This window comes from Microbacterium sorbitolivorans, from assembly GCF_003327285.1.
GTDB lineage: Bacteria > Actinomycetota > Actinomycetes > Actinomycetales > Microbacteriaceae > Microbacterium > Microbacterium sorbitolivorans.
In genome coordinates, this window is the sequence record NZ_KZ848473.1 from 340,140 (window position 1) to 361,842 (window position 21,703).

Annotated in this window: 26 protein-coding genes and 1 tRNA gene; 13 read left to right on the forward strand and 14 right to left on the reverse strand. The window is 68.9% G+C overall.

The window, feature by feature from the left end; all coding sequences use genetic code 11:
• Positions 1-59: 59 nt before the first annotated feature.
• Positions 60-995, forward strand: coding sequence for a LysR family transcriptional regulator (locus tag DTO57_RS01735; RefSeq protein ID WP_114116501.1), 936 nt, complete (start codon positions 60-62; stop codon positions 993-995).
• On the opposite strand, the gene DTO57_RS01740 is transcribed toward DTO57_RS01735, so the two are convergent.
• Positions 992-1,831 (reverse strand): cytochrome c biogenesis CcdA family protein, encoded by an 840-nt coding sequence (locus DTO57_RS01740; protein ID WP_114116502.1) that lies wholly within the window; start codon positions 1,829-1,831, stop codon positions 992-994. The genes DTO57_RS01735 and DTO57_RS01740 overlap by 4 nt on opposite strands.
• 9 nt (positions 1,832-1,840) lie before the next feature.
• Positions 1,841-2,572 carry a DsbA family protein gene (locus tag DTO57_RS01745; protein WP_114116503.1) on the reverse strand — a complete coding sequence of 244 codons (732 nt, stop codon included), beginning with the start codon at positions 2,570-2,572 and terminating at the stop codon, positions 1,841-1,843.
• 125 nt (positions 2,573-2,697) lie between these two features.
• Here DTO57_RS01745 and DTO57_RS01750 point away from each other — a divergent pair, with 125 nt between their 5' ends.
• Entirely contained in the window at positions 2,698-3,354 is a 657-nt protein-coding gene (locus DTO57_RS01750) for a GntR family transcriptional regulator (RefSeq protein ID WP_229730339.1), read from the forward strand.
• 6 nt (positions 3,355-3,360) lie between these two features.
• Here DTO57_RS01750 and DTO57_RS01755 read toward each other — a convergent pair whose 3' ends face one another.
• From DTO57_RS01755 to DTO57_RS01770, 4 genes are all read right to left on the reverse strand, one after another.
• Complete coding sequence (locus DTO57_RS01755) at positions 3,361-3,759, reverse strand: DUF779 domain-containing protein (protein WP_114116504.1); 399 nt, start codon at positions 3,757-3,759, stop codon at positions 3,361-3,363.
• Positions 3,760-3,838: 79 nt separating this feature from the next.
• Positions 3,839-5,362 carry an acetaldehyde dehydrogenase ExaC gene (gene exaC / locus DTO57_RS01760; protein WP_114116505.1) on the reverse strand — a complete coding sequence of 508 codons (1,524 nt, stop codon included), beginning with the start codon at positions 5,360-5,362 and terminating at the stop codon, positions 3,839-3,841.
• 88 nt (positions 5,363-5,450) lie between these two features.
• Positions 5,451-6,749, reverse strand: coding sequence for a GAF domain-containing protein (locus tag DTO57_RS01765; RefSeq protein ID WP_114116506.1), 1,299 nt, complete (start codon positions 6,747-6,749; stop codon positions 5,451-5,453).
• Positions 6,750-6,838: 89 nt separating this feature from the next.
• Complete coding sequence (locus tag DTO57_RS01770) at positions 6,839-7,339, reverse strand: FBP domain-containing protein (protein ID WP_114116507.1); 501 nt, start codon at positions 7,337-7,339, stop codon at positions 6,839-6,841.
• Positions 7,340-7,656: 317 nt separating this feature from the next.
• On the opposite strand from DTO57_RS01770, the gene DTO57_RS01775 reads away from it, so the two are divergent.
• A tRNA-Leu gene (locus tag DTO57_RS01775) sits at positions 7,657-7,742 on the forward strand.
• Positions 7,743-7,812: 70 nt separating this feature from the next.
• Here DTO57_RS01775 and DTO57_RS01780 read toward each other — a convergent pair.
• Together DTO57_RS01780 and folE are read right to left on the reverse strand one after the other, a co-directional pair.
• Positions 7,813-9,039, reverse strand: a complete 1,227-nt coding sequence (locus DTO57_RS01780) for an NAD(P)/FAD-dependent oxidoreductase (RefSeq protein ID WP_114116508.1) — start codon at positions 9,037-9,039, stop codon at positions 7,813-7,815.
• A gap of 35 nt (positions 9,040-9,074) precedes the next feature.
• A complete protein-coding gene (gene folE / locus DTO57_RS01785) occupies positions 9,075-9,698 on the reverse strand; it encodes a GTP cyclohydrolase I (RefSeq protein ID WP_114116509.1) in 624 nt (207 codons plus the stop codon).
• Positions 9,699-9,791: 93 nt separating this feature from the next.
• On the opposite strand from folE, the gene DTO57_RS01790 reads away from it, so the two are divergent.
• Complete coding sequence (locus DTO57_RS01790) at positions 9,792-10,457, forward strand: helix-turn-helix transcriptional regulator (protein ID WP_114117244.1); 666 nt, start codon at positions 9,792-9,794, stop codon at positions 10,455-10,457.
• Entirely contained in the window at positions 10,454-10,912 is a 459-nt protein-coding gene (locus tag DTO57_RS01795; RefSeq protein ID WP_114116510.1) for an NUDIX hydrolase, read from the forward strand. The genes DTO57_RS01790 and DTO57_RS01795 overlap by 4 nt, the downstream gene beginning before the upstream one ends.
• Positions 10,913-10,919: 7 nt before the next feature.
• Here DTO57_RS01795 and DTO57_RS01800 read toward each other — a convergent pair whose 3' ends face one another.
• From DTO57_RS01800 to DTO57_RS01810, 3 genes are all read right to left on the reverse strand, one after another.
• Entirely contained in the window at positions 10,920-11,402 is a 483-nt protein-coding gene (locus tag DTO57_RS01800) for a hypothetical protein (protein ID WP_114116511.1), read from the reverse strand.
• Entirely contained in the window at positions 11,402-11,731 is a 330-nt protein-coding gene (locus tag DTO57_RS01805) for a cupin domain-containing protein (RefSeq protein WP_222843213.1), read from the reverse strand. Before DTO57_RS01805 ends, DTO57_RS01800 begins: the two co-directional genes overlap by 1 nt.
• Before the next feature lie 81 nt (positions 11,732-11,812).
• On the reverse strand, positions 11,813-12,874 hold the full coding sequence (locus tag DTO57_RS01810) for an MFS transporter (protein WP_229730338.1): 1,062 nt from the start codon (positions 12,872-12,874) through the stop codon (positions 11,813-11,815).
• Between DTO57_RS01810 and DTO57_RS01815 the strand changes: the two genes are divergently transcribed.
• On the forward strand, positions 12,860-13,072 hold the full coding sequence (locus tag DTO57_RS01815; RefSeq protein WP_114116514.1) for a hypothetical protein: 213 nt from the start codon (positions 12,860-12,862) through the stop codon (positions 13,070-13,072). The genes DTO57_RS01810 and DTO57_RS01815 overlap by 15 nt on opposite strands.
• A gap of 7 nt (positions 13,073-13,079) precedes the next feature.
• Here the strand turns inward: DTO57_RS01815 and DTO57_RS01820 are convergent, their stop codons facing one another.
• On the reverse strand, positions 13,080-13,556 hold the full coding sequence (locus DTO57_RS01820; RefSeq protein WP_114116515.1) for an ATP-dependent zinc protease family protein: 477 nt from the start codon (positions 13,554-13,556) through the stop codon (positions 13,080-13,082).
• A gap of 25 nt (positions 13,557-13,581) precedes the next feature.
• Between DTO57_RS01820 and DTO57_RS01825 the strand changes: the two genes are divergently transcribed.
• The 4 genes from DTO57_RS01825 to DTO57_RS14530 all read left to right on the forward strand — a co-directional run bounded on the left by DTO57_RS01825 (position 13,582) and on the right by DTO57_RS14530 (position 17,071).
• A complete protein-coding gene (locus DTO57_RS01825) occupies positions 13,582-14,772 on the forward strand; it encodes a RimK family alpha-L-glutamate ligase (RefSeq protein WP_114116516.1) in 1,191 nt (396 codons plus the stop codon).
• A gap of 114 nt (positions 14,773-14,886) precedes the next feature.
• Positions 14,887-16,074, forward strand: a complete 1,188-nt coding sequence (locus DTO57_RS01830; protein ID WP_114117245.1) for an inorganic phosphate transporter — start codon at positions 14,887-14,889, stop codon at positions 16,072-16,074.
• Between the two features lie 18 nt (positions 16,075-16,092).
• The gene (locus tag DTO57_RS01835) at positions 16,093-16,377 is read left to right on the forward strand and encodes a hypothetical protein (protein ID WP_114116517.1); all 285 of its coding nucleotides are present in this window, start codon (positions 16,093-16,095) and stop codon (positions 16,375-16,377) included.
• A gap of 1 nt (position 16,378) precedes the next feature.
• Entirely contained in the window at positions 16,379-17,071 is a 693-nt protein-coding gene (locus tag DTO57_RS14530; protein WP_222843214.1) for a DUF3349 domain-containing protein, read from the forward strand.
• 60 nt (positions 17,072-17,131) lie between these two features.
• On the opposite strand, the gene DTO57_RS01850 is transcribed toward DTO57_RS14530, so the two are convergent.
• Both DTO57_RS01850 and DTO57_RS01855 read right to left on the reverse strand, forming a co-directional pair.
• Positions 17,132-17,692, reverse strand: coding sequence for a hypothetical protein (locus DTO57_RS01850; RefSeq protein ID WP_114116518.1), 561 nt, complete (start codon positions 17,690-17,692; stop codon positions 17,132-17,134).
• A complete protein-coding gene (locus DTO57_RS01855) occupies positions 17,689-18,510 on the reverse strand; it encodes a hypothetical protein (protein ID WP_114116519.1) in 822 nt (273 codons plus the stop codon). The genes DTO57_RS01850 and DTO57_RS01855 overlap by 4 nt, the downstream gene beginning before the upstream one ends.
• Positions 18,511-18,607: 97 nt before the next feature.
• Here DTO57_RS01855 and DTO57_RS01860 point away from each other — a divergent pair, with 97 nt between their 5' ends.
• Genes DTO57_RS01860 through DTO57_RS01870 form a run of 3 tightly spaced genes read left to right on the forward strand, consistent with a single transcriptional unit; the run spans position 18,608 to position 21,660 of the window.
• Positions 18,608-19,471 (forward strand): siderophore-interacting protein, encoded by an 864-nt coding sequence (locus DTO57_RS01860; protein ID WP_114117247.1) that lies wholly within the window; start codon positions 18,608-18,610, stop codon positions 19,469-19,471.
• Positions 19,472-19,498: 27 nt separating this feature from the next.
• Positions 19,499-20,794, forward strand: a complete 1,296-nt coding sequence (locus DTO57_RS01865) for a M20/M25/M40 family metallo-hydrolase (RefSeq protein WP_114116520.1) — start codon at positions 19,499-19,501, stop codon at positions 20,792-20,794.
• A gap of 17 nt (positions 20,795-20,811) precedes the next feature.
• Positions 20,812-21,660 (forward strand): undecaprenyl-diphosphate phosphatase, encoded by an 849-nt coding sequence (locus DTO57_RS01870; RefSeq protein ID WP_114116521.1) that lies wholly within the window; start codon positions 20,812-20,814, stop codon positions 21,658-21,660.
• The last annotated feature ends 43 nt before the right edge of the window (positions 21,661-21,703 follow it).

Below are 21,703 nucleotides of genomic sequence, written 5' to 3' on the forward strand. Positions count from 1 at the left end.
GTTCCCGGAAGATCCGTAACTCTTACCCCGATACAAAGTGCGCTTGTATCCTGGGATACATGTCATCGCCCACGCTCGTCGACCTGCGCTACTTCGAGGCCTCGGTGCGCACGGGCAGCATTTCTCGAGCCGCGCGCGAGCTCCGTGTCACGCAGCAGGCCGTCTCGTATCGTGTGCGGGGCCTCGAGCGGATCCTCGGGCTCGATCTCGTCACGCGATCGCCGTTCGGCATCACGCCGACCGAGGCGGGCGAGGCGCTGCTCGAGGCGTCGCAGGAGGTGCTCGGCGCCGCCGAGCGGCTGGACGTGCTCGCGGCCGCGCTGCGCGGGACCGCGGCGGAGGCGTCGTCGTTCTCGGTCGCCGCCAGCCAGACGATCGCCTCGCACCTGTTGCCGGGCTGGGTGATGGCGCTCCGGAATAGTCGGCAACAGCGCGGCGCCGCGTCGGTGGCAGTCGGGTTGCGCACGGCGAATAGCGAAGAGGTGATCGGGCTCGTCCGCGACGGCACCGTCGATCTCGGGTTCATCGAGCAGCCGGACGTGCCGCGAGACCTGGGGAGCGCGATCGTCGGGGAGGATCACATGCTTGTGGCGGTGCACCCCGATCACCCGTGGGCCTCGCGCGACGGGATCCCGCTCGACGAGCTCGCGCGCGAGGCTCTCGTCTCGCGGGAGCGGGGAAGTGGTACGCGCGCGACATTCGAGAGCGCGGTGCTCCGCGAGGTGGGAACGGTCGCCGCAGAGCCTGCGCTCGTGCTCGCAACCGAGGCCGCCGTGCGATCGGCGGTGGCGACCGGCGTTGCCCCCGCCGTCGTGAGCTGGCTCACGGTACACGACGACGTGCGCCTCCACCGGATGGTTACGCTCCCGATCACGCCGGACGCGGTTTCTCGTCCGTTCACGGCGATCTGGCGCGGATCCTCGCGGGATCTGCGCCAGGGTGCGCGGGAGCTCGTCTCGATCGCCGCCGCGCACCCCGGCGCTGCCGGCCACTAATCGCGAGCGGCGCCTTCGGGGGTCGTCGCCGATGCGCGCCGCTCGCGGAGGCGGACGGCGAGTAGCGCGCCGCAGCTGATGACGACCGCGCCGAGGAGCACCCAGAGGTCGGAGACCTTGCCCGCCGCCCCGAGCACCGTGCCCTCGAGGCGCACCTGGTCGGTGGCGCCGAGGATCCCACCGAGCGAGGTCGTGCCCTGCGTCGCGAGCAGAAAGATCCCGATCCCCATCGTGATTAGGCCGCCGATGAGCCCGGTCCACGTGGTGCGCCACGCCCCGATCCGAATCTCGCGCGGGCGGACCAACTTCTTGATGCCGGGGATCCGGCCCCAGAGCAGCGCGAGGACGAGGAGCGGCGCGGCCATTCCCGCCGCGAAGACGAGCAACACGAGGCCTCCGTAGAGCGCGTTCGCGCCCATCGCGGCGTAGGTTAGCACGGCGCCGAGGAGCGGCCCCGCGCACACCCCGGCGAGGCCGTAGACCGTGCCGAGCGCATACACCGACGCCCCCGACGTGCCGTCGAGCCCCGACGCGCCGGGCAGCCGGAGGAATGGCAGGTTCAGCACCATGATCAGGCCGAGAACGATCACCACGATCGAGGCAACCGTTATGAAGACGAACCGGTACTCGTTGATGAACGCGCCCACCGTCCCCGCGAGCATTCCGAGGGGGACGAGCGTCGTGATGAGCCCGAGGTAGAAGACGCCGGTGCGCGAGACGACCTGCCGGGTCGATGTGAATGCGTACGAGAAGAAGGCGGGGAGGAGCATCACCGAGCACGGGCTCAGCAGCGTGAGGATTCCGCCCAGGAGGGCGCCAAGAAGGCCGATACTCATGCCGGAGGCTTACTTCTGCGTGTTCGCGAGGGCCGAGTCCAGGAACTGGCGGAAGTTCTCGATGGGCTGCGCACCGGATAGCGCCGTACCGTCGGCCACGAAGAACGGAACGCTATTGACCCCGAGCTGCTGCGCGTATGTCGTGCTCTGCGCGACCTCCTCCGCGAGCGTCGGGTCATCGAGATCGCTCTCGAACTGATCCAGGTCGGCGACCCCGGCCGACTTCGCGAAGCCGATCAGCTTCTCGCGCGGCATGTCCGGGTGTCCGTCTTCGGGGGCGTTCGCGTAGACCGTCGTCAGGAACTCGGCGTACTTTCCCTGACGACCCGCCGCGCGCGCCGCGACGGCGGCCGCGGTCGAGTCTTCGCCGAAGAACGAGACATCGTTGACTTCAATCCTGACCTGTCCCGAGTCGACGTACTCGGTCACGACCTCGGGAAGCGTGTCGCGGCTATAGACGGCGCAGAACGGGCAACGCATGTCGGTCCACTCGACCAGCACGAGGGGTGCGTCGATGTCGCCGATCGCCATGGGGTCGTCCGCATCGTTGCGGATGTAGTCGGGCTGGGTGGGCGCCGTCGTCGCCGTCTGCCCGGCGGCGTTTGTCGGCTTCGAGGCGCCCTGGGTCGTGAACTGCGCGAACAGGGCGATAGCGAGGAAGATGCTCACTCCGAGAAGAGAGAACATCAGCATCTGAAGGCGCCTGTACTTCTTGCAGGGAACCGTTTCTGCGCGTGACATACCCGTAGGATACAAGAGAAGTCCTAGCTGGCGTCTGGGCGACCAGCTCCGGTCGGGGCAGTGCAGGTTGGATACTTGTTGTATCCCCGTTGCGTGAGCTGGCGGGGCGAGGAAGGGGCGAGACCGTGGCGTCAGAGACCGAGAGCGCGGCCACCCGTGCGTACACGCACATCCGCGATGGGATCATCGAGGGGCGCTACGAGACGGGCACGATGCTGGGCGAGGCGGGGCTCGCGGCCGAGCTGTCGGTGAGCAGGACCCCGATTCGGGCGGCGCTCGTTCGCCTGCAAGAGGAGCAGTGGATCACGATCTACCCGCGTCGCGGCGCGCTCGTTCGCGGCCTCAGCGAGCGCGAGCTGACCGATCTTGCGGACGCACGCTACGTTCTGGAATCGGCGGCGATTCAGCGAGCCGATGCGCCGCAGATCACGCACCTCGCCGCGCGGCTCACCGAGCAGATCGCCGAGCAACAGGCGGCGTTCGAAGCGGAAGACATCGCGCGCTTTGTGGAGCTGACGACCGCGTTTCATCGCTCGTTCGTCGAGGTCGGCGGAAACGGCGTGCTGCTCGAGCTGAGCGACCGCCTCGCCGACCGCCAGCGCTACATGCTCTTCAAGATCGGCCCGACTCTGCTTCAGCGATGCGAGTCGATCCTGGAAGAACATCGCCAGCTCGTCGCGGCGCTCGACGATGTCGACTCCGCGCGGTTCTCCGAGACGCTGCGGGGCCACATCAACGACGTGCACACCGAGCGCCTGGCCGCGCTCGCGCCGCTCGACTAACGGGCGTCAGGCCTGGGCGGGCCCGACGAGTCCAAACGCCTCCAGCTCGGGCTCCTCGAGCAGGCGCGACCGGATCATGAATCGCTTTCCCGTCGGGCTCTCGACGCTGAAGCCCGCGCCCCTGCCATCGACAACGTCGATCGTGAGGTGCGTGAACTTCCAATACTCGAATTGGCTCGCCGACATGAACACCTCGATCGGCTTGTCGAGACCGACGTGAATCTCGCCGAGACGTACGTCGCCGGGGCCCGTTATGAACATGCCGACGGGGTAACACATCGGCGAGGATCCGTCGCAACAGCCACCGGACTGATGGAACATGAGCGGCCCGTGCTGCGCCGTGAGGTCCCGCAGCAACGCCGCGGCCTCCTCGGAGACATCGACGCGGGAGTATGACTCAGACATAGCTCCTCCTTCGAGAGCGAGCCAAGCGAAAGGCCATGCCGGGGCGGGTGATGGTCACCGCCCCGGCACGGCGCGTGGATCAGAAGAAGCCCTGCGGGCCCTCCGCGTAGGAGACGAGGAGGTTCTTCGTCTGCTGGTAGTGGTCGAGCATCATGCGGTGGTTCTCGCGGCCGATGCCCGACTGCTTGTACCCGCCGAACGCGGCGTGCGCCGGGTACTGGTGGTACGTGTTGGTCCACACGCGACCGGCCTCGATCGCGCGGCCCGCGCGGTAACAGATGTCGGCGCTGCGGCTCCACACTCCCGAGCCGAGGCCATATAGCGTGTCGTTCGCGGTGGCGATGGCGTCGTCGTAGGTCTCGAAGCTCGTGACCGCGAGCACCGGGCCGAAGATCTCCTCCTGGAAGATGCGCATCGAGTTGTTGCCCTCGAACACCGTCGGGGTCACGTAGTAACCGCCGCTGAGGTCGCCGCCGAGGTCGGCGCGCTCGCCGCCCGTCAGCACCTTCGCACCCTCGGCGCGGCCGATGTCCATGTACGAGAGGATCTTCTCGAGCTGGTCGTTGGACGCCTGCGCGCCGATCATGGTGTCGGTGTCGAGCGGGTTGCCCTGCTTGATCCGCTTAACGCGCTCGACGCCGTCGGCGAGGAAGCCGTCGTAGATCGAGCGCTGGATGAGGGCGCGCGATGGGCACGTGCAGACCTCGCCCTGGTTGAGGGCGAACATCGCGAAGCCCTCCTGGGCCTTGTCGTAGTACGAGTCCTTCTCGCGCGCCACGTCCTCGAAGAAGATGTTGGGGCTCTTGCCGCCCAGCTCCAGCGTGACCGGGATGAGGTTCTGCGACGCGTACTGCATGATCAGGCGGCCGGTCGTCGTCTCGCCGGTGAAGGCGATCTTGCGGATCCGCGGGTGCGAGGCAAGGGGAGCCCCGGCCTCGATGCCGAATCCGTTGACGATGTTGAGCACGCCGGCGGGGAGGAGGTCGCCGATGATCTCGATGAGGAAGAGGATCGACGCCGGGGTCTGTTCGGCGGGCTTCAGGACGACGCAGTTGCCGGCCGCGAGGGCCGGAGCGAGCTTCCACGTCGCCATCAGGATCGGGAAGTTCCAGGGGATGATCTGACCGACGACGCCGAGCGGCTCGTGGAAGTGGTAGGCGACGGTGTTCTCGTCGATCTGGCTGATGCCGCCCTCCTGCGCGCGCAGCGCGCCGGCGAAGTAGCGGAAGTGATCGATCGCGAGAGGGATGTCGGCGTTCAGCGTCTCGCGGACGGGCTTGCCGTTCTCCCACGTCTCGGCGACCGCGATCTGCTCGAGGTTCTGCTCCATGCGGTCGGCGATCTTGTTGAGGATCACGGCGCGCTCGGCGGGGCTCGTGCGCTTCCACGAGTCGAAGGCCTTCCACGCGACATCGACGGCGCGGTCGATGTCCTCTGACGTTCCCCGTCCGACCTCGGTGAAGGTCTTGCCCGTGATGGGCGTCGGGTTCTCGAAGTACTCGCCCTTCGCGGGCTCGACGAATTCGCCCCCGATGTAGTGGCCGTAGCGGTCACGATAGTTGGCGATCGCCCCGGGTTGACCGGGCTGGCTGTAGACGGTCATGGCAGTCTCCTTTGACATGCACTCTCCCGCGGGAGGGTGCCCCGCGGTGATCCAGACACTACGCCTCGCAACGTTGCATCGGGTTGCCTCAGCCGAGGTTCTCCAGACGGGCGACGATGCCCGCGCGCCGCGGCGATCTCGGCGGCAGCATGCGGAGGAGTTGCGCCAGCGCGTCGGCGTCGCCGGATCCGAGATCGGAATCGACGTAGTCGAGGAGGGTGTCGACGCTCGCCTCGGTGAGGAGGGTTTCCCGCAGTGACGCGCGGATGTCGTCGCGCAGGGCCTCGACGCCCGGCGCGTGCGAGCCCGGAAGCACCTCGCCGCGGAGCGTCGCGAGCGCGATGCGATGCGCGCCTCGCGCCACGAGCGTGAGCACCTGCTGCGCGTCGGTCTCGACGGGGCGGATCCGGTAGGGCCGCGATTCGGGGACGATCAGGGGCGCGCGGCGCTCGAGGAAACGGCGGAGCCGCACCATCTCGGGGCGTAGCGTGCCGATCGCGGCGGCGTCGCCGTAGACGAGCTCCGCGAGGTGCTCGGCCGTGAGGCCCTGGCGGTGCACCGCGAGCATGAGGAGGATCTCGGCGTGGCGCAGCCCGAGCGCCACGGTCGATTCCTCGGATCCGGATCCGACCGTGAGGAGCGCGCGGTCGCGACCGAGGACGCTCAGGGAGGCGCGATCGGCCGCGCGCGGGCGCCGACGGGCGGGCGGCGCGTCGCGCACGTTCGCGGCGCGGATCCGGGCGACGAGGAGTTCGTTCTCGACGGCGCGCGCGGTCGCGTTCACGAGCATCTGCGCCTGGGGCGTCGCCGCCTCGTCGCCACCCGTGACGTCGATCACGCCCAGCAGCCGGCCTGACTCGGTGTCGCGGATCGGCGCGGCCGTGCACGACCACGGGCGCACGAGGCGGTTGAAGTGCTCGGATCCGCGCACCTGAACCGAACGGCCGAGCGCGAGCGCCGTGCCGGGCGCCGCCGTGCCGACGTGTTCCTCGGCCCAATTGGCGCCCTCGACGAACCCCATCGCGCCGACGCGGGCGCGGAGGTCGTGGTCGCCCTCGACCCAGAGCAGGCGCCCGGAGGCATCGCCGAGCGCGACGACCACGCCCGAATCGTCGTCGGATCCGGGGAGGAGCAGGCTGCGGACGAGCGGGAGGGCGCCCGCGAGCGGGTGGGCCGAGCGATACGCCTCGAGCTCCGCGCCCTCGAGGTCGAGGGGCGGGAACGCCTCCGACGCGACGGATCCGCTGAGCGCGCGCGACCACGACGCCCTCACGAGCGGGCGCACCGCCGTGAGGGCGTCGAGGTTTCCGGCGAGCAGCTCGTCGTGCGCGCGCTCGATCTCGGCGCGCGAGGCCCGGGTGGGCTCGGCCAACCACGGAGAAGTCATGGCACCCCATCCTCATCGAGGGAGTAAACAACTGGTGCCAGTCTAGGGCGGGTGGGGCAGGCTCGGCCCGCCCCACCCGCCGGGCCCGGTTACTCGGCCGTCACGCTCTCGATGAAGCCGAGCGTGCGCAGTGCGAGCTGCTCGATGCGTCGCACGCGCGCGGCTCCCATGTCGTAGCCGTCGTAGGGGAGCGGCGGATCCTTTCGCACGTTGTGTGAGCACTCGAAGTCGAGGCAGGCGAGGATCCCGACCGTCGCGCCGCGGCGGCCTGCCGCTCCGGCGCGCTTCGCGGCCCAGAGGACGACGTCGTTCGGCAGCCGCACGTCGCGGCACCAATTGCACATGGCGCGCGAGTTCGGGGTCGCCTCGGCCTGCGTGAGGGCAACGCCGATGAGGTCTCCATCGAGCGTCGGCACGACGACATACGCGCGGCGCGCGAACTTCGGGTCGCGCCAGCCGTAGAAGTCGAGCGCGGCCCAGTCGGCCTCGGTCATCTGCTCGAACGACTCGGGCAACGCCATGTCTTTGATGGTCTTGCGCGAGGCGTTGACAAAGGAGGATCGGATGGTGGTTTCGGTGAGGGAATGCATGGCTGACGCCTTTCGGAGGGCATGCGCTCGCCGCGTGCCCTCGTAGTGAGGAGAATTCTGGGTTCGACAAAGTCCGCCGTGTCACGATGGTCGCGGCACGGGGGAGCGCGTCAGCTACTCACCGTCGGCGAGGATCTCGCCGACGACCTCCTGGCGCTGTGCATACAGCTCTCGAAAACTCACGTGTGACACTTTACGCCGCAACGCCTGAAAGCGCGCGACGCGCCCGGCCGACCGGCCGCGTGCGGGCGGTCGGCACTGTGGTAATGTTTTCCCTTGGTTCGAAAAGTGTTCAACTGATCGGATCGACACCCAATGCGCGGGTGGCGGAATAGGTAGACGCGCTAGCTTGAGGTGCTAGTGCCCGTATTAGGGCGTGGGGGTTCAAGTCCCCCCTCGCGCACAGAGAAATTGACCCCTGACCTGGGATTTCATCCCGAAGGTCAGGGGTCATTTTTGCGTTGTTCGACGGGTCAGAGCCGCGCGAACGGCACGGCCGGGTCGGCGAGGCGTTTCGGATCGACGACGCGGCGTTCGGCGATGAGCGGTTTGATCTCGTCGATCACGTCCCAGACGTTGACGTTCATCGCGGCCTGGATGTGTGCGTGCTCGTCGAGCCAGAACGCGACGAACTCCCGCGACTCGAGATCGCCACGGATCACGACCTCGCTCTCCGCGCCGTTCGCGTGGCCGATGTACTCGCAGCCGAGGTCGTACTGGTCGGTGAAGAAGTACGGCAGCTCGGTGTATTCGACGTCGTCGCCGAGGAGCGCGGCTGCGGCGACGGCCGGCTGGTTCAGCGCGGTCGCCCAGCGCTCGACCCGGATCCGGTGCCCGAGCACCGGGTGGTCGTGGTTCGCGATGTCGCCGACGGCGTAGACGTCGGGGTCGCTCGTGCGCAGCGACGCGTCAACGAGCACGCCGTTATCGACCGCGAGGCCCGCGGCCTCGGCGATCTCGGTGACGGGGGAAACGCCGATGCCGATCACGATCGCGTCGGCAGGGATGGTCTCGCCGCCCTCGAGGCGCACCCCCGTCGCGCGGCCGCCGTCGGTGACGATGCCCGAGACCTTCGCCTCGGTGCGCAGGTCGACGCCGTTCGACCTGTGGAGGCCCGCGAACACCCGGGCGACCTCGTCGCCGAGCACCCGCAGGAGCGTGAGCGAGGATCCCTCGAGCACCGTCACGGTCGTGCCCGCGGCGCGGGCCGACGAGGCGACCTCGAGGCCGATCCAGCCGCCGCCGATGATGACGAGGCGCTTTCCGTCGCCGAAGCTCGCGCGGATCGCGTCGGAGTCCTCGACGGTGCGCAGGTAGTGCACGTTCTCGGCATCCGCGCCGTCGAGGGGGAGGCGGCGGACGGCCGAGCCCGTCGCGAGCACCAGCTTGTCGTAGGGCAACGCCGTGCCGTCGTCGAGCGTGACGCGGTGGTCGGCGGCGTCGATGCCCGTCGCGCGAACGCCCAGGCGCAGGTCGACGCGGTTGTCGGTGTACCACTCGGCCGTGTGGACCGCGGCATCGTCGAATGGCGCCTTGCCCGCGAGGTAGTCCTTCGACAGCGGCGGCCGCTCGTACGGCAGTTGCTCTTCCGCCGCGACGAGCGTGACCGCGCCGGCGTACTCGCGCTCGCGCAGCGCCTCGGCGGTCTTGGCGCCCGCGAGGCCGCCTCCGATGATGACGACGTTCTCCGGTGTGCTCATGTCCTCTTCTCCTTCGGTTCAGACGCTTACTTCGATCAGGCGGTGACGCCGGACAGGGCGAGGAACTCCCGCCGGGAGTGCGGATCCGTTCGCAGCCGCCCGAGCAGGCTCGACGTCACTGTGTTCGAGCCTGCCACGTGAGCGCCGCGCAGGCTCATGCACGAGTGCTCGGCGGTGATGACGACCCCGACCGCCAAAGGGGAAAGGTTCTCTTGCAGCCAGTCGGCGACCTGCCTCGTGAGCCGCTCCTGCGTCTGCGGTCGGCGCGCGAAGTGCTCGACGATGCGGGCGAGTTTCGACAGCCCGACGATCCTCTCTCCCGGGAGGTAGCCGACGGTGGCGCGGCCGGTGAAGGGGAGGAGGTGGTGCTCGCAGATCGACTGCACGGGCACGTCGCGCACCGTCACCAGCTCGTCGTAGCCCTCCTCGTTCGGGAACGTCGTGAGTTCGAACGGGCGCGGGGTGAGCATCTCCGCCCAGGCGCGCGCCATGCGGCCGGGCGTCGCCCGCAGGTGCTCCGAGTCGAGCGATACGCCGAGCGCCTCGAGGAAGTCCGTCGCCGCGAGCTCGGCCCGCGCGAGATCGTGGGTGGCGGTGCCGTCGACGTGAACCGGTTCGGGGTCGAGGAGGGCGATGTCCGCTCGTTGCGACTGAGGCATTCTCGGATCCTTCTATAGACAGTGACTCTTGGTTATAGAATGACGAGGCGCGGATCTTTTGTCAAGACTGGTTGGTGATAGAGAATGGACGACATGACGATGAACACGCCGGGCGACGACGTCTCGAGGCTGGGGTTGCTCGCCGACCCCGCGCGCCGCCGGCTCTACGACGTCGTCGTCGCGCAGCAGGATCCGGTCACCCGGGAAGCCGCCGCGGCGGCGGCCGGGATCAGCGGAAAGCTCGCCGCCTACCACCTCGACAAGCTCGCCGATGCAGGCCTGCTCGACGTCGACTATGCGCGAGAGCCCGGCCGCACCGGCCCCGGGGCGGGGCGCCCCGCGAAGCGATATCGGCGGTCCGCACGCGAGGTGGCCGCGAGCTTCCCGCCGCGCAACTACAGCCTGCTCGCACACATCCTCGCCGACGCCGCCGACGACGAGGGCCCCGGCCCCGTCCGTCACTCGCTCGAGCGCGCGGCCGAGCGGGCGGGGCGGTCGCTCGGCGAACGCGCCGGCGATCTGCCGACGGCGCTCGACGCGGGTGGCTACGTGCCGGCGGACACCGACGACGGCGACGTGATCCTGCGCAACTGCCCGTTCCACAGCGTCGCGCAGGAGCACACACAGCTGGTGTGCACGCTCAACCACGCCGTCATCAGGGGTGCCCTGGAGGGAACGGGCGACGACCCGGACCGCGCCGAGCTCGACCCGTGCGACGGACGATGCTGCATCGTGATTCACCCCGAGGCGCGGCCGTGACCGCGCCGAGGTTCAGTGTTGTTCCCGCCGCCTACCTCTACTTGAGGCACGGTGACGAGGTGCTGCTGCAGCTGCGCCGGAACACGGGGTATATGGACGGCAGGTGGGCGGCAGCGGCCGCGGGACACATCGAACACGGCGAGACCGCGGCGGCCGCCATCATGCGCGAGGCGCGCGAGGAACTCGGCATCGACGTGCGCGCAGAGGACCTCGAGCCGCTCACTGTCATGCAGCGCACCGACGGCACCGCGACCCCGATCGAGCAGCGCGTCGACTGGCTCTTCACCGCCTCGGCGTGGGAGGGCGAGCCGCGCATCATGGAGCCGCGGAAGTGTGCGGCGATCCAGTGGTTCCCCGTACGCGGACTGCCGCGGCAGATGCCCGGGCACGAGCGCTTCGTGCTCGACGGCGTCGCGCGCGGCGTGCTCGCGCCGTTCAGCGACTTCGGCTTCTGACCGCGCCCTATCCCGCGCGAAGGTGCGCGAGCACGAGCCCCACGGGCACGCTGACGATGAGGATGGCCAGGGCGGCGACGACGAGCCACCGCCACGCGCCCGTCGTCAGCGCCGGGATACCCGGCGTCTGGCGGCGCCACACGGCGCCGAGCAGGGCGCCCAGCGCGACAAGGAGGAGGACGCCGCCCGCATCGACCAGGTAGGGCTGGGAGAGCAAAGACCCCGCGATGACGGCGGCGTTGCCGGCGTTCCACAGCGCGAGCACCGACCAGCCGGTGCGCTCGCTACGCCACGCCACGGCGGCGCGACCCACGATGTACTGGGGCACGCCGCCGACGAGCACGAGGTAGGCCGCCAGCCAGCTGCCCTTGGGGAGGCCGAGCGGCGAGGTGACCGCCGCCACGAGGCCGCCGGCGATCACGAGCGCGCCGCCCAGGATCATCGACCACAGCGCCGTAGGGCGGCGGTGCTCGTCCGCAGGCCGAGGCATCAGGCGCGCGACTTCACGATGGTGAGGAGGACCGCCGCGTCTTCCAGGGCCAGCAGGCTGTGTCGCTCCTGGGGGATGACGAGGTGCTCGTCGGGCCCCAACGCGCAGGTGCCGTCGCCGACGATCAGGCGGACGCGGCCCCGCAGTACGTGGAGGAGGGCCTCGCCCGGGTTATCGTGCTCGGACAGCTCCCTGCCCTCGCGCAGCACGAGCAGTACCTGCGAGAGGGCGCCGCCGGTCACCGCACGGAACACGTGCGTTGCGCGGCCGCTGGATCCCGTGCCCGCCATCAGCTCGTCGACCATTTCTCGGAGGTTGACGCTGCTCATTACTTCGCTCATCGGGGGCCTTCCTCTGCTCACACGGATCTTGTCCGCCGAGGCGCCACGCCCCGACAGGCGATATCGAGCCTATCGAGAGGCGACGGGCACCGGGTTCCGCGCGCCCGCCGCCCGCACGAACACGACGCCGGCGGCGATCGCGAGAGCAAACCCGATCGCGTAGGGCGTGGCGTGCGCGACTCCCGTGTAGAGCACGCCCGCGAGGAGCGGGCCGATCATCTGGATCCCCGAGGTGATCGACTGCAGCGCACCGGCCACGCGGCCCTGCTCGTCGTCGCCCGCGGCGCTCGAGACGAGGCCGTCGAGCGGTGCCTGGGTGAGGCCCTGGAAGCCGCCGAGCATGAGCACGCCGAGGACGAGGATCCAGGGCTGCGCCAGAACCGAGGCGACGAGGGCGAGCACGGCGAGGCCGGCGGCCTGGCCGACGATGCCGATGAGGATCGTGCGGCGTTCGCCGATGCGGGGGAGGAGGAAGGCGAGGAGGCCGCCCTTCACGACGACGTCGACGACGCCGATGACCGCGAGGAGCAGGCCCACCTGCGTCGCGGTCCATGAGACGGTATCGATGGCGAGCACGCTGAAGTTACTCGAGAAGAACGTGAACGGCAGCGTGAGGAGCGCGAGCGCGACGAGGAGGCCGCGGAGCTCTCGCCGCCGGAGCGCGTCGGAGATGACCCCCACGGGGTGGAGGCTCCCGAGGTCGAACTTCGACGCGCGGTTTGATGGCGCGAGCGATTCCGGCAGGAGGAAGATCGCGACGAGCGCGACGATGAGGGCGACGGCCGCCGTGGCGAACACCGGTAGCCGCACGTCGATCCCGGCGAGCAGGCCGCCGAGCGCGGGGCCGACCATGAAGCCGATGCCGTTCAGCGCGCCCAGCAGCCCGAAGCGCTTGGCGCGCTGCTCGGGCGGCGTGATGTCGGCCGCGTAGGCGAAGAGCGCGGGCATGTCACCGGCCGTGATGCCCTGGATGATGCGGCCGAGCAGCAGGATCCAGAGCGCGCCGCCGATGCCGAAGACGACGTAGCCGGCCACGGCCCTGAACGCCGCGACGATGATGACGGGGCGGCGGCCGAAGCGATCCGAGAGCCCGCGCTCGTGGCCTACGAGCGCGCCATGTGGCTGCGTCACGAGGGTGCGCTCGCCGCGGCGATCGCGGACGAGCTCGGTGCCGACCCGCGGGATCCGCGGATCCACCTCTTCGCGCACTTCGTCTTGGAATCGTGGAGCGTCGTCGACGTGAGTGACGACCCGCTCGTCGTGCTCGACGCGACGTTCGCGCTACTCGAGCCCGGCTGGCTCGCCGTCGAGCCCGCGCCGGGGGAGTGAGGGAGGCTTAGGCTTTGCCGCGGTTGCGGCGGCGCGTCGCGCCGGGCGCGCGGCCGCCGAGGAACGAGCGCGCCGGATCCACGACGTACCCGCGCTTGAGCGCCTCGCGGCCAATGAGCATGCGGAAGCCCATCTTGTCGCGGTTCGTGAGCGTCACCTCGGCGTTCACCTCGCGGCCCACCATTATCAGCCGCAGCTTGATGACGTAGCGCTTCTGCTTGTGGCCCGACGAGCTCCGCACGACGCGGCGATCGTGCACGGGGCACTCGACGACGCGCGCGTCCTCCTGGCTGTCCTGCCACGGCTTGATCTTGAATCTGACCCACGGCGTGCCGTCGCGCTCGAACTCGACGATCTCGAAGGCATGGAGCGCCGACGTCCGGGCGCCGGTGTCGATCTTGGCCTTGATCCAGTCCACGCCAAGATCGGGCAGCGACACCCACTCTCGCCAGCCCGTTGTCGTGTTTGAATGAGATCGAACCACCCCCCTATCTTGACAGGAGAAATCCGTGAAGATCGCCGTGCTCTCTCGAGCCCCGCAGTCGTACTCGACGCAGCGCCTTCGCGCGGCCGCCGTTCAGCGCGGTCACAACGTCAAGGTGTTGAACACCTTGCGCTTCGCGATCGACCTCACCTCGGATGAACCTGACCTGCTGTACCGCGGCAAGCAGCTGAGCGATTACGACGCGATCCTGCCGCGCATCGGATCCTCGATCACCTACTTCGGCACCGCCGTCGTGCGCCAGTTCGAGCAGATGGACGTGTACACGCCGAACACGGCGAACGGGATCCAGAGCGCGCGCGACAAGCTGCGTGCGAACCAGATCCTCTCGCGCCACAACATCGCGATGCCCGCGACCGCATTCGTGCGCAACCGTGCCGACGTGCGCCAGGCGATCGAGCGCGTCGGTGGGGCGCCCGTCGTGATCAAGCTGCTCGAGGGCACCCAGGGCATCGGCGTCATCCTCGCGCCGCAGGTAAAGGTCGCCGAGGCGATCATCGAGACGCTCCACTCGACGAACCAGAACGTGCTGATCCAGAAGTTCATCTCGGAGAGCCGCGGGCGTGACATCCGCGCGCTCGTGGTCGGTGACCGCGTCGTCGCGGCCATGCGCCGCGTTGCGGAGGGCGACGAGTTCCGCTCGAACGTGCACCGCGGCGGCCGCGTCGAGGCCGTGACGCTGAGCCCCGAGTACGAGCAGACCGCCGTGCGTTCCGCGCAGATCATGGGCCTGCGCGTCGCGGGCGTTGACATGCTCGAGGGCAACGACGGGCCCCTCGTCATGGAGGTCAACTCCTCGCCCGGCCTGCAGGGTATCGAGGCCGCGACCGGGCTCGACGTCGCGGGCGCGATCGTCGACTACATCGCGTCGCAGGTTGACTTCCCCGACATCGACGTGCGCCAGCGCCTCAGCGTCTCGACGGGCTACGGCGTCGCCGAGCTCGTGCCGAACGCCAGCTACGGCCAGATCGGCAAGGAGCTGGGCGAGCTGGGGCTGTGGGAGCGCGACATCACGGTGCTCACGCTGCACCGCGGCGCGCAGGTCATCCCCAACCCGCGCAAGCACGTGGTGCTCGAGTCCGGTGACCGCCTGCTCTGCTTCGGCAAGCTCGACGAGATGCGCGGCATGATCCCCGAGCGCCGGAAGCGCCGAGCCAAGGTGCGCAAGTTGCCGAAGGAACCGCTCGCCGACGAGTGAGGGGCATCGGTCGCTGTACGGGCCACGGCGATTAGGTGAACATTTGGCAAACAGCCTGGTGGAATTCCTATGATCGGTGATATTTACAGGCTTGGTTCTGCGACGATGGAGTACATGTCCGGTGAGCTCCTCATCTTGATCCTGGTGATCGTCACGGCGATCGCTTTCGACTTCACAAATGGGTTCCATGACACCGGAAACGCGATGGCCACGTCCATCGCGACCGGCGCCCTGAAACCGAAGGCCGCCGTCACGCTGTCGGCGATCCTCAACCTCGTGGGCGCCTTCCTCTCGGTGGAGGTCGCCGCGACCATCACGCGAGATGTCCTCAACATCCAGACCGACACGGGAGATCTCGCCCTGGGGCTGGATCCGCAGACCGCGATGATGATCATCTTCGCGGGTCTCGTCGGCGGCATCCTCTGGAACCTCATGACCTGGCTGCTCGGCCTCCCGTCGAGCTCGTCGCACGCGCTCTTCGGCGGCCTCATCGGCGCGGGCCTCGCCGGCATCGGCACCGCGGGCGTGAACTGGGGCGGCATCATGGCGAAGGTTGTCGTTCCCGCCTTCCTCTCGCCGGCGATCGCCTGTGCGATCGCCGCGATCGGTACCTGGCTCGTCTACGCCGTCACGAAGCGCGTCGACGCCAAGCGTCGCGAGACGGGCTTCCGCTGGGGGCAGATTGGCACGGCATCGCTCGTCTCGCTCGCCCACGGCACGGGCGACGCGCAGAAGACGATGGGCGTCATCGCGCTCGCCCTGATCGCACACGGCTCGCTGACGACGACGAACATCGAAGAGCACGGCCTGCCAGTGTGGATCATCTTCGTCTGCGGCCTCGCGATCGCGCTCGGAACCTATCTCGGCGGCTGGCGCATCATCCGCACGCTCGGCAAGGGCCTCGTCGAGATCGACTCGCCGCAGGGCATGGCCGCTGAGGCATCGTCGGCCGCCATCATCCTGACCTCGTCGACCTTCGGCATGGCCCTGTCGACGACGCACGTCGCGACGGGCTCGATCCTCGGATCCGGTGTCGGCAAGCCGGGAGCGCAGGTGCGCTGGGGCGTCGCCGGCCGCATGGCGTCGGCGTGGCTCATCACGATGCCCGCCGCGGGCATCATGGGCGCGATCTGCTTCTTCCTCGAAAACGGCATCGGCGGTCTCGCCGGCGCGATCACTGTCTTCGTGATCCTCGTGTTCGCATCGCTCTACATGTATTTGCACAGCCGTAAGCAGAAGGTCGATGCCTCCAACGTCAACGCCGACTGGGACGACAACGTCCCCGCCGATTCCGCTCGCTGATCCTCGGGAGTAACGACCATGGACATCAATTTCGCTGAAATCGGCATCTCGGCCCTCCGCGTCCTCGGCGCCGGCCTCCTCCTCGGTGCGGGCCTTCCCGCGCTCTTCGCGCTCGGCATGCGCCTGCACGCGATCGGCAGCGGCGCCGCGGAAGACGGCACGATCGAGCGGCGCAAGCCGATCGCGACGATCGGCGCATACGTGCTGTACGCTGTCGTGATTCTCGCAGTGCTCGCGGGCGTGCTCTTCGTGACGAGGCACTCCCTCGGTCACTACTTCGGCATCACTCTTTTTGGAGGCTGACATGGCTGAAGGCCTGATCGCATCTGTTCTCAACTGGCTGCGCGCCGGCTATCCGGAGGGCGTCCCGCCCAAGGACAGCTTCCCGCTGCTCGCCCTCCTTCGGCGCACGCTCTCCGACGACGACTACGTCAAGATCGTCGCGGAGCTGATCGCGGAGGAGAAGAAGAAGGTTCGCGTGCGGCACATCCGCGATGCGATCGAACGCTTCACGCGTGAGGAGCCCGCGGAAGCCGACATCCGTCAGGTGGCGGCGCAGCTCGCCTCCGGAGGATGGCCGCTGAGCGGGAAGGCGATGCGGCTGGCCGACAAGGTCGACGAGCCCCTCGAGCTCGGCGTGCCGAGTGCCGACGAGGCTCGCGAGGGGTGGGCACAAGCGGCGAGCGAGGACGTTGTTGAGCCGGTGCGCCCCAGCATCGTCGAGCGCGTTGTCGACTGGCTGCGGATCGGGTACCCCGAGGGCGTCCCGTCGAACGACTATGTACCGGTGCTCGCGCTGCTGCGCCGACGCCTGACCGACGACGAGGTCACGCGCGTCGCCGAGAAGCTCGTCGAGATCGCCGACGCCGACCGCGAGGTCGAGATGGAGGACGCGCAGGCGATCATGGGCAAGGTCCTTGACGGGATCCCGGACGAGGCCGACATGGACCGCGTGCTCGAGCACCTGAGGGCAAACGGCGTCACGATCGCAGAATAAGCAACGCAACGAATAAACCCCTCGCGATGCGCGGGGTTTATTCGTTGCTACCGGATCCGGCTACTCGCTGATCGGGTCGCCCCAGGCGTCGACCGACTCGTCGGTGTCGACGACGTAGGCCTGCGGGTGGCCGGGCAGGTAGCGCACCACGAGCTGGTCGGCGCCCGACACAAAGGCGTCGCGCTCGGGATAGGTCGGCGGCGAGAAGAACGGCAGGTTGACGGTGTAGGTCTCGCCGTCGTCGGCCGTGAAGGTGATGCCGCCGTTGAGGCCGTCGCCCTGCGTGGCGATGGCCTGCTCGCCGTTGTTGAAGATGTAGGCGCGGGTAATCGGGCCGAAGATGAGGCTCGCGATGCCGATCGCGAGGCCCGAGAGCACGACGATCGAGAGTAGCCGGAAGAACCAGGCCTTGATCGCGGCGCCCACGCGGACGCGGGCGGGGATCTCGGTGGGGGCCTGGCCGCGCTCCGCGCGGAGCTGCGCGAGGCGGGAGAGCTTCGGCGTCGACGACCGGGAGGCGCCGATGAGGCCGAGGGCCGAGAAGGCTCCGAGGAAGACCATCTCGTAGGCGTGCGTGGCGGGGTAGTTCACCAGCCAGATGAGGGTGTCGAGCACGTTCATGCGAGGGTCTCCTGACGCTGAATCGTCATGTGGACAAGATCGGGGCGCGACGGTTCGTACATCGCGAAGACGGGGGATCCGACCTGCACCCGCGAGAGTGCCTCGGGGTGGAGGAAGATCGTCGAGTCGGCCTCGAACTGATCGGTCCCGTCGGTCGGCATGACCAGGAGGCGGGCCGTGACCTGCACCTGGCCGGCCTTGCGCTCGCCCGTCGGGCGCAGCGCGAGGACGCTCGCGGGCTGCGAGACGCCGCGCGTGCGGGCCGCGATCAGCTCGGGCAGGATCAGGCCGTGCGAGATGCGCCAGCGGAGCATCATCTGTTCGACCTCGCGCGATTGCGGATCCGCGAGCGCGATCCGGTCGCGATTGGCCTCGGAATAGCTAACGGCGAGCAGGCCGCCCGGCTGCAGGTGCGCCGCCTCGGCGGCGTCGACGAGCTGCTTGAGGCTCGACACGAACGGCTCGCCGTCGATGGGCTCGATCTCGAGGAAGATCTCGTACTGCGGCACGTCGTTGACGGTGAGGCCCGTGCGGCGCACCTCGACGATGGTTCCCGGCGCGATCTGCGCGGGGCCGGATCCGGGGCCCGGGCTGGTGCTGCGGAGGGCCGAGCCGATGCTGTTGCTGAAGAGGCCGAACGTGAGTAGGAGGCCCCAGAAGACGCCGGCGACGAGGAACGCGACGTCGACCTCTCCGATGGCGCTCGCGAACGGGAAGATTGACGTCGTCTGGTCGTGCGAGAAGAGGCTCTCGTAAATCCGGGTGACGAGGAACGCGCTGAGGGCGAACCACACAATGCGGAGAATCCAGGTGAACATGCCTTGAGGCTATCGAGGCGGGGTTTCTCCCGATGACGGAAAGTGTTCATCGGACAAAGTGAGGCTCCCCTTATCTGGATGTGCGAGAGTTGTGGTGATGACCGATCAGAAGCCCCGTCGCCCCCAGTACGTCTTCGACGTCGTGTCGACGGAACACGTGACCCCGCACATGATCCGCGTGTGGTTCGGAGGGCCCGATTTCGATGCCTTCGCTCGAGACGCGGACGAGCGCGCGTCGACCGACACCTACGTGAAGATGCTGTTCGCGCGGCCCGAGCTCGGCCTCGAGCCGCCGTACGACATGGACGCTCTCCGCGAGACGCTGGCGCCCGAGGACATGCCCGTGCGCCGCACCTACACGATCCGCAAGATCGACCTCGAGGCGCGCACGATCGCGATCGACTTCGTCGCGCACGGCGACGTGGGGGTCGCCGGCCCGTGGGCCGAGCGCGCGCAGGCGGGCGACAAGGTCGTCATCCCCGGCCCCGGCGGCGGATACGCGCCGAACGGCGACGTCGACGAGCACCTCTTCATCGGCGACGAGTCGGCGCTGCCCGCGATCGCCGCGGCGATCGAGCAGCTCCCGGCCGACGCGCGCGGCCGCGCCTACATCGAGGTCGAGTCGGTCGACGACGAGATGCCCCTCGAAGTGCCCGCCGGCGTCGAGATTAACTGGCTACACCGCGACGGTGCCGGCTACGGATCCGCGATGGTCGCCGCCGTCGAGGCGCTCGACGCGCCCGTCGGCACCGTCGACGTCTTCGCGCACGGGGAGCGCGCGGCGATGAAGCGCCTGCGCCCGCTCATCCACAATGAGTGGGGGATCCCGCGCTCGCACATGTCGTACTCGGCGTACTGGGCGCTGGGCCGCGAACACGACGACTTCCAGGCCGAGAAGCGCACCCCGATCGGGCAGATCTTCGACGACGCCCCGGCCGCGCCGCCTACCTGGCGGGCGTAGACAGGTCGCGCGGGTAGCCTGGAGCGCATGTCTGAGGAGCAACTTCCCGAGGTTGTGCGCATCGCGCGCGATCTGATTCGCATCGACACGACGAACTACGGCGGCGGCCGGTCGAAGGGCGAGCGCGAGGCTGCCGAATACGTCGGCGCCTTCCTCGAGAGCCTGGGGCTTGAGCCCGAGTACTACGAGCCCATCGATCGCCGCACCAACGTGATGGCACGCGTCGCGGGGAGGAACCCCGACAAGCCCGCCCTCGTGCTGCACGGGCACCTCGATGTCGTCCCGGCGGTCGCCGACGACTGGTCGGTGGATCCGTTTGCGGGCGAGATCAGGGACGGCCTGCTTTGGGGCCGTGGCGCGGTCGACATGAAGAACATGGACGCGATGATTCTCGCGTCGATCGCCGACATGATCCGCCGCGGCGAGCAACCCGAGCGCGACCTCATCCTCGTCTTCTTCGCCGACGAGGAGAACGGTGGCGTCGAGGGATCCGCGCTCGTCGTGAAGGACCGGCCCGAGTGGTTCGCGGGCGCGACCGAGGCGATCAGCGAGGTCGGCGGCTACTCTATCCCCGTCGGGGACAAGAGCGCCTACCTGCTGCAGGTCGGTGAGAAGGCGCTCATGTGGATCACGCTGCGCGCCCGCGGCCGCGCCGGTCACGGCAGCCGCGTGCACCGGGACAACGCGATCACGCGCCTCGCGGCGGCGATCGAGAAGATCGGCACCGCGACGTGGCCCGTCGAGCTCACCGACACGACGCGCGCGCTCCTCGACGGCATGCGCGGCGTCTGCGGATCTGACATCGAGGATCCCGATGAGCTCGCGTCGCTTGCGGGCCCGGCCGAGGCGTTCCTCGCCTCGACGTGGCGCACGACCACGAACCCGACGGGCCTGACCGCCGGATACAAGCACAACGTCATCCCCGATGCCGCCGAGGCGACCGTCGACGTGCGCGTGCTCCCCGGCACGGAGGACCGCGTGCTCGACGAGATTCAGGCGCTCGTCGGCGACGACATCGAGATCGGCATGTTCCACCGCGATATCGGCCTCGAGGTGCCCTTCGAGGGCGCCCTCGTCGAGGCGATGGTCGGCGCGATCGAGACCCACGACCCGGGTGTCCCCGTGTTGCCGTACCTGCTGGGCGCGGGCACCGACAACAAGGCGCTCGCGACGATCGGCATTACGGGCTACGGCTTCGCGCCGCTCAAGCTGCCCCGCGACCTCGACTTCACGGGCATGTTCCACGGCGTCGACGAGCGCGTGCCGCTCGACGCCCTCGTCTTCGGCCAGCGCGTTCTGACCGATCTCATCCGCACCTACTGACCCTCAGAAAGACCCGAATGCACCTTATCGAGGCCATCATCCTCGGGCTCGTGCAGGGACTCACCGAGTTCCTGCCGGTCTCTTCTAGCGCGCACATCCGCATCGTGGGTGTGCTGCTCCCCTCGCAGGCGGACCCCGGCGCGACCTTCACCGCCATCACGCAGATCGGTACCGAGCTCGCGGTTCTCGTGTTCTTCTGGACGAAGATCGTGCGCATCGTCAAGCAGTGGGCGCTCTCGCTCGCCGGCAAGGTACCGCGTAACGACCCCGAGGCCCGCATGGGCTGGCTCGTCATCGTCGCGTCGATCCCGATCGGCGTGCTCGGCTACACGCTGCAGGACTACATCCGCGAGCCGTTCCGTAACCTGTGGCTCGTCGCCGCGGTGCTGATCGTCTTCGGCCTCATCCTCGGCGCCGCCGACCGCTTCAGTGCCCGCAGGCTCGACGAGGCCGACGTGACGTACCCGCAGGGCATCACGATCGGCATCGCGCAGGCGCTCGCCCTGATCCCCGGCGTCTCGCGCTCCGGCGCGACCACGACCGCCGCGCGTCTCTTCGGCTTCAAGCGCACGACCGCCGCGGAGTTCTCGTTCCTCATGGCGATCCCCGCGGTCCTCGGGTCCGGCCTCTTCGAGGTGCTGCACGGCATCGAGAGCGCCGACCCCGGCCCCTACGGCTGGAGCGGCACGATCGTCGCGACGATCGTCGCCTTCGTCGTCGGCTGGGCCGTCATCGCCTACCTCATGCGCTACCTCGAGCGCGGCAGCTTCATGCCGTTCGTGGTCTACCGCGTCGCCCTCGGCGCGCTGCTCATGATCCTGCTCGGCACCGGGGTGCTCGACCCCTTCGCGAACGCCGACGCGTAACGGCGCAACGAAAACGGCACCGGGTCCACGCGGATCCGGTGCC

Coding starts and splice junctions, on each gene's coding strand:
- exaC (WP_114116505.1), bottom strand. CDS start 5,362: ATGACCGTCTACAGCCAGCCCGGTCAACCCGGGGCGATCGCCAACTAT.
- DTO57_RS01765 (WP_114116506.1), bottom strand. CDS start 6,749: ATGACTTCTCCGTGGTTGGCCGAGCCCACCCGGGCCTCGCGCGCCGAG.
- DTO57_RS01740 (WP_114116502.1), bottom strand. CDS start 1,831: ATGAGTATCGGCCTTCTTGGCGCCCTCCTGGGCGGAATCCTCACGCTG.
- DTO57_RS01800 (WP_114116511.1), bottom strand. CDS start 11,402: ATGCCTCGGCCTGCGGACGAGCACCGCCGCCCTACGGCGCTGTGGTCG.
- DTO57_RS01870 (WP_114116521.1), top strand. CDS start 20,812: ATGCACCTTATCGAGGCCATCATCCTCGGGCTCGTGCAGGGACTCACC.
- DTO57_RS01735 (WP_114116501.1), top strand. CDS start 60: ATGTCATCGCCCACGCTCGTCGACCTGCGCTACTTCGAGGCCTCGGTG.
- DTO57_RS01850 (WP_114116518.1), bottom strand. CDS start 17,692: ATGAACGTGCTCGACACCCTCATCTGGCTGGTGAACTACCCCGCCACG.
- DTO57_RS01780 (WP_114116508.1), bottom strand. CDS start 9,039: ATGAGCACACCGGAGAACGTCGTCATCATCGGAGGCGGCCTCGCGGGC.
- DTO57_RS14530 (WP_222843214.1), top strand. CDS start 16,379: ATGGCTGAAGGCCTGATCGCATCTGTTCTCAACTGGCTGCGCGCCGGC.
- DTO57_RS01745 (WP_114116503.1), bottom strand. CDS start 2,572: ATGTCACGCGCAGAAACGGTTCCCTGCAAGAAGTACAGGCGCCTTCAG.
- DTO57_RS01865 (WP_114116520.1), top strand. CDS start 19,499: ATGTCTGAGGAGCAACTTCCCGAGGTTGTGCGCATCGCGCGCGATCTG.
- DTO57_RS01830 (WP_114117245.1), top strand. CDS start 14,887: ATGTCCGGTGAGCTCCTCATCTTGATCCTGGTGATCGTCACGGCGATC.
- DTO57_RS01860 (WP_114117247.1), top strand. CDS start 18,608: ATGACCGATCAGAAGCCCCGTCGCCCCCAGTACGTCTTCGACGTCGTG.
- DTO57_RS01805 (WP_222843213.1), bottom strand. CDS start 11,731: ATGAGCAGCGTCAACCTCCGAGAAATGGTCGACGAGCTGATGGCGGGC.
- folE (WP_114116509.1), bottom strand. CDS start 9,698: ATGCCTCAGTCGCAACGAGCGGACATCGCCCTCCTCGACCCCGAACCG.
- DTO57_RS01815 (WP_114116514.1), top strand. CDS start 12,860: ATGTGGCTGCGTCACGAGGGTGCGCTCGCCGCGGCGATCGCGGACGAG.
- DTO57_RS01770 (WP_114116507.1), bottom strand. CDS start 7,339: ATGCATTCCCTCACCGAAACCACCATCCGATCCTCCTTTGTCAACGCC.
- DTO57_RS01835 (WP_114116517.1), top strand. CDS start 16,093: ATGGACATCAATTTCGCTGAAATCGGCATCTCGGCCCTCCGCGTCCTC.
- DTO57_RS01855 (WP_114116519.1), bottom strand. CDS start 18,510: ATGTTCACCTGGATTCTCCGCATTGTGTGGTTCGCCCTCAGCGCGTTC.
- DTO57_RS01790 (WP_114117244.1), top strand. CDS start 9,792: ATGACGATGAACACGCCGGGCGACGACGTCTCGAGGCTGGGGTTGCTC.
- DTO57_RS01755 (WP_114116504.1), bottom strand. CDS start 3,759: ATGTCTGAGTCATACTCCCGCGTCGATGTCTCCGAGGAGGCCGCGGCG.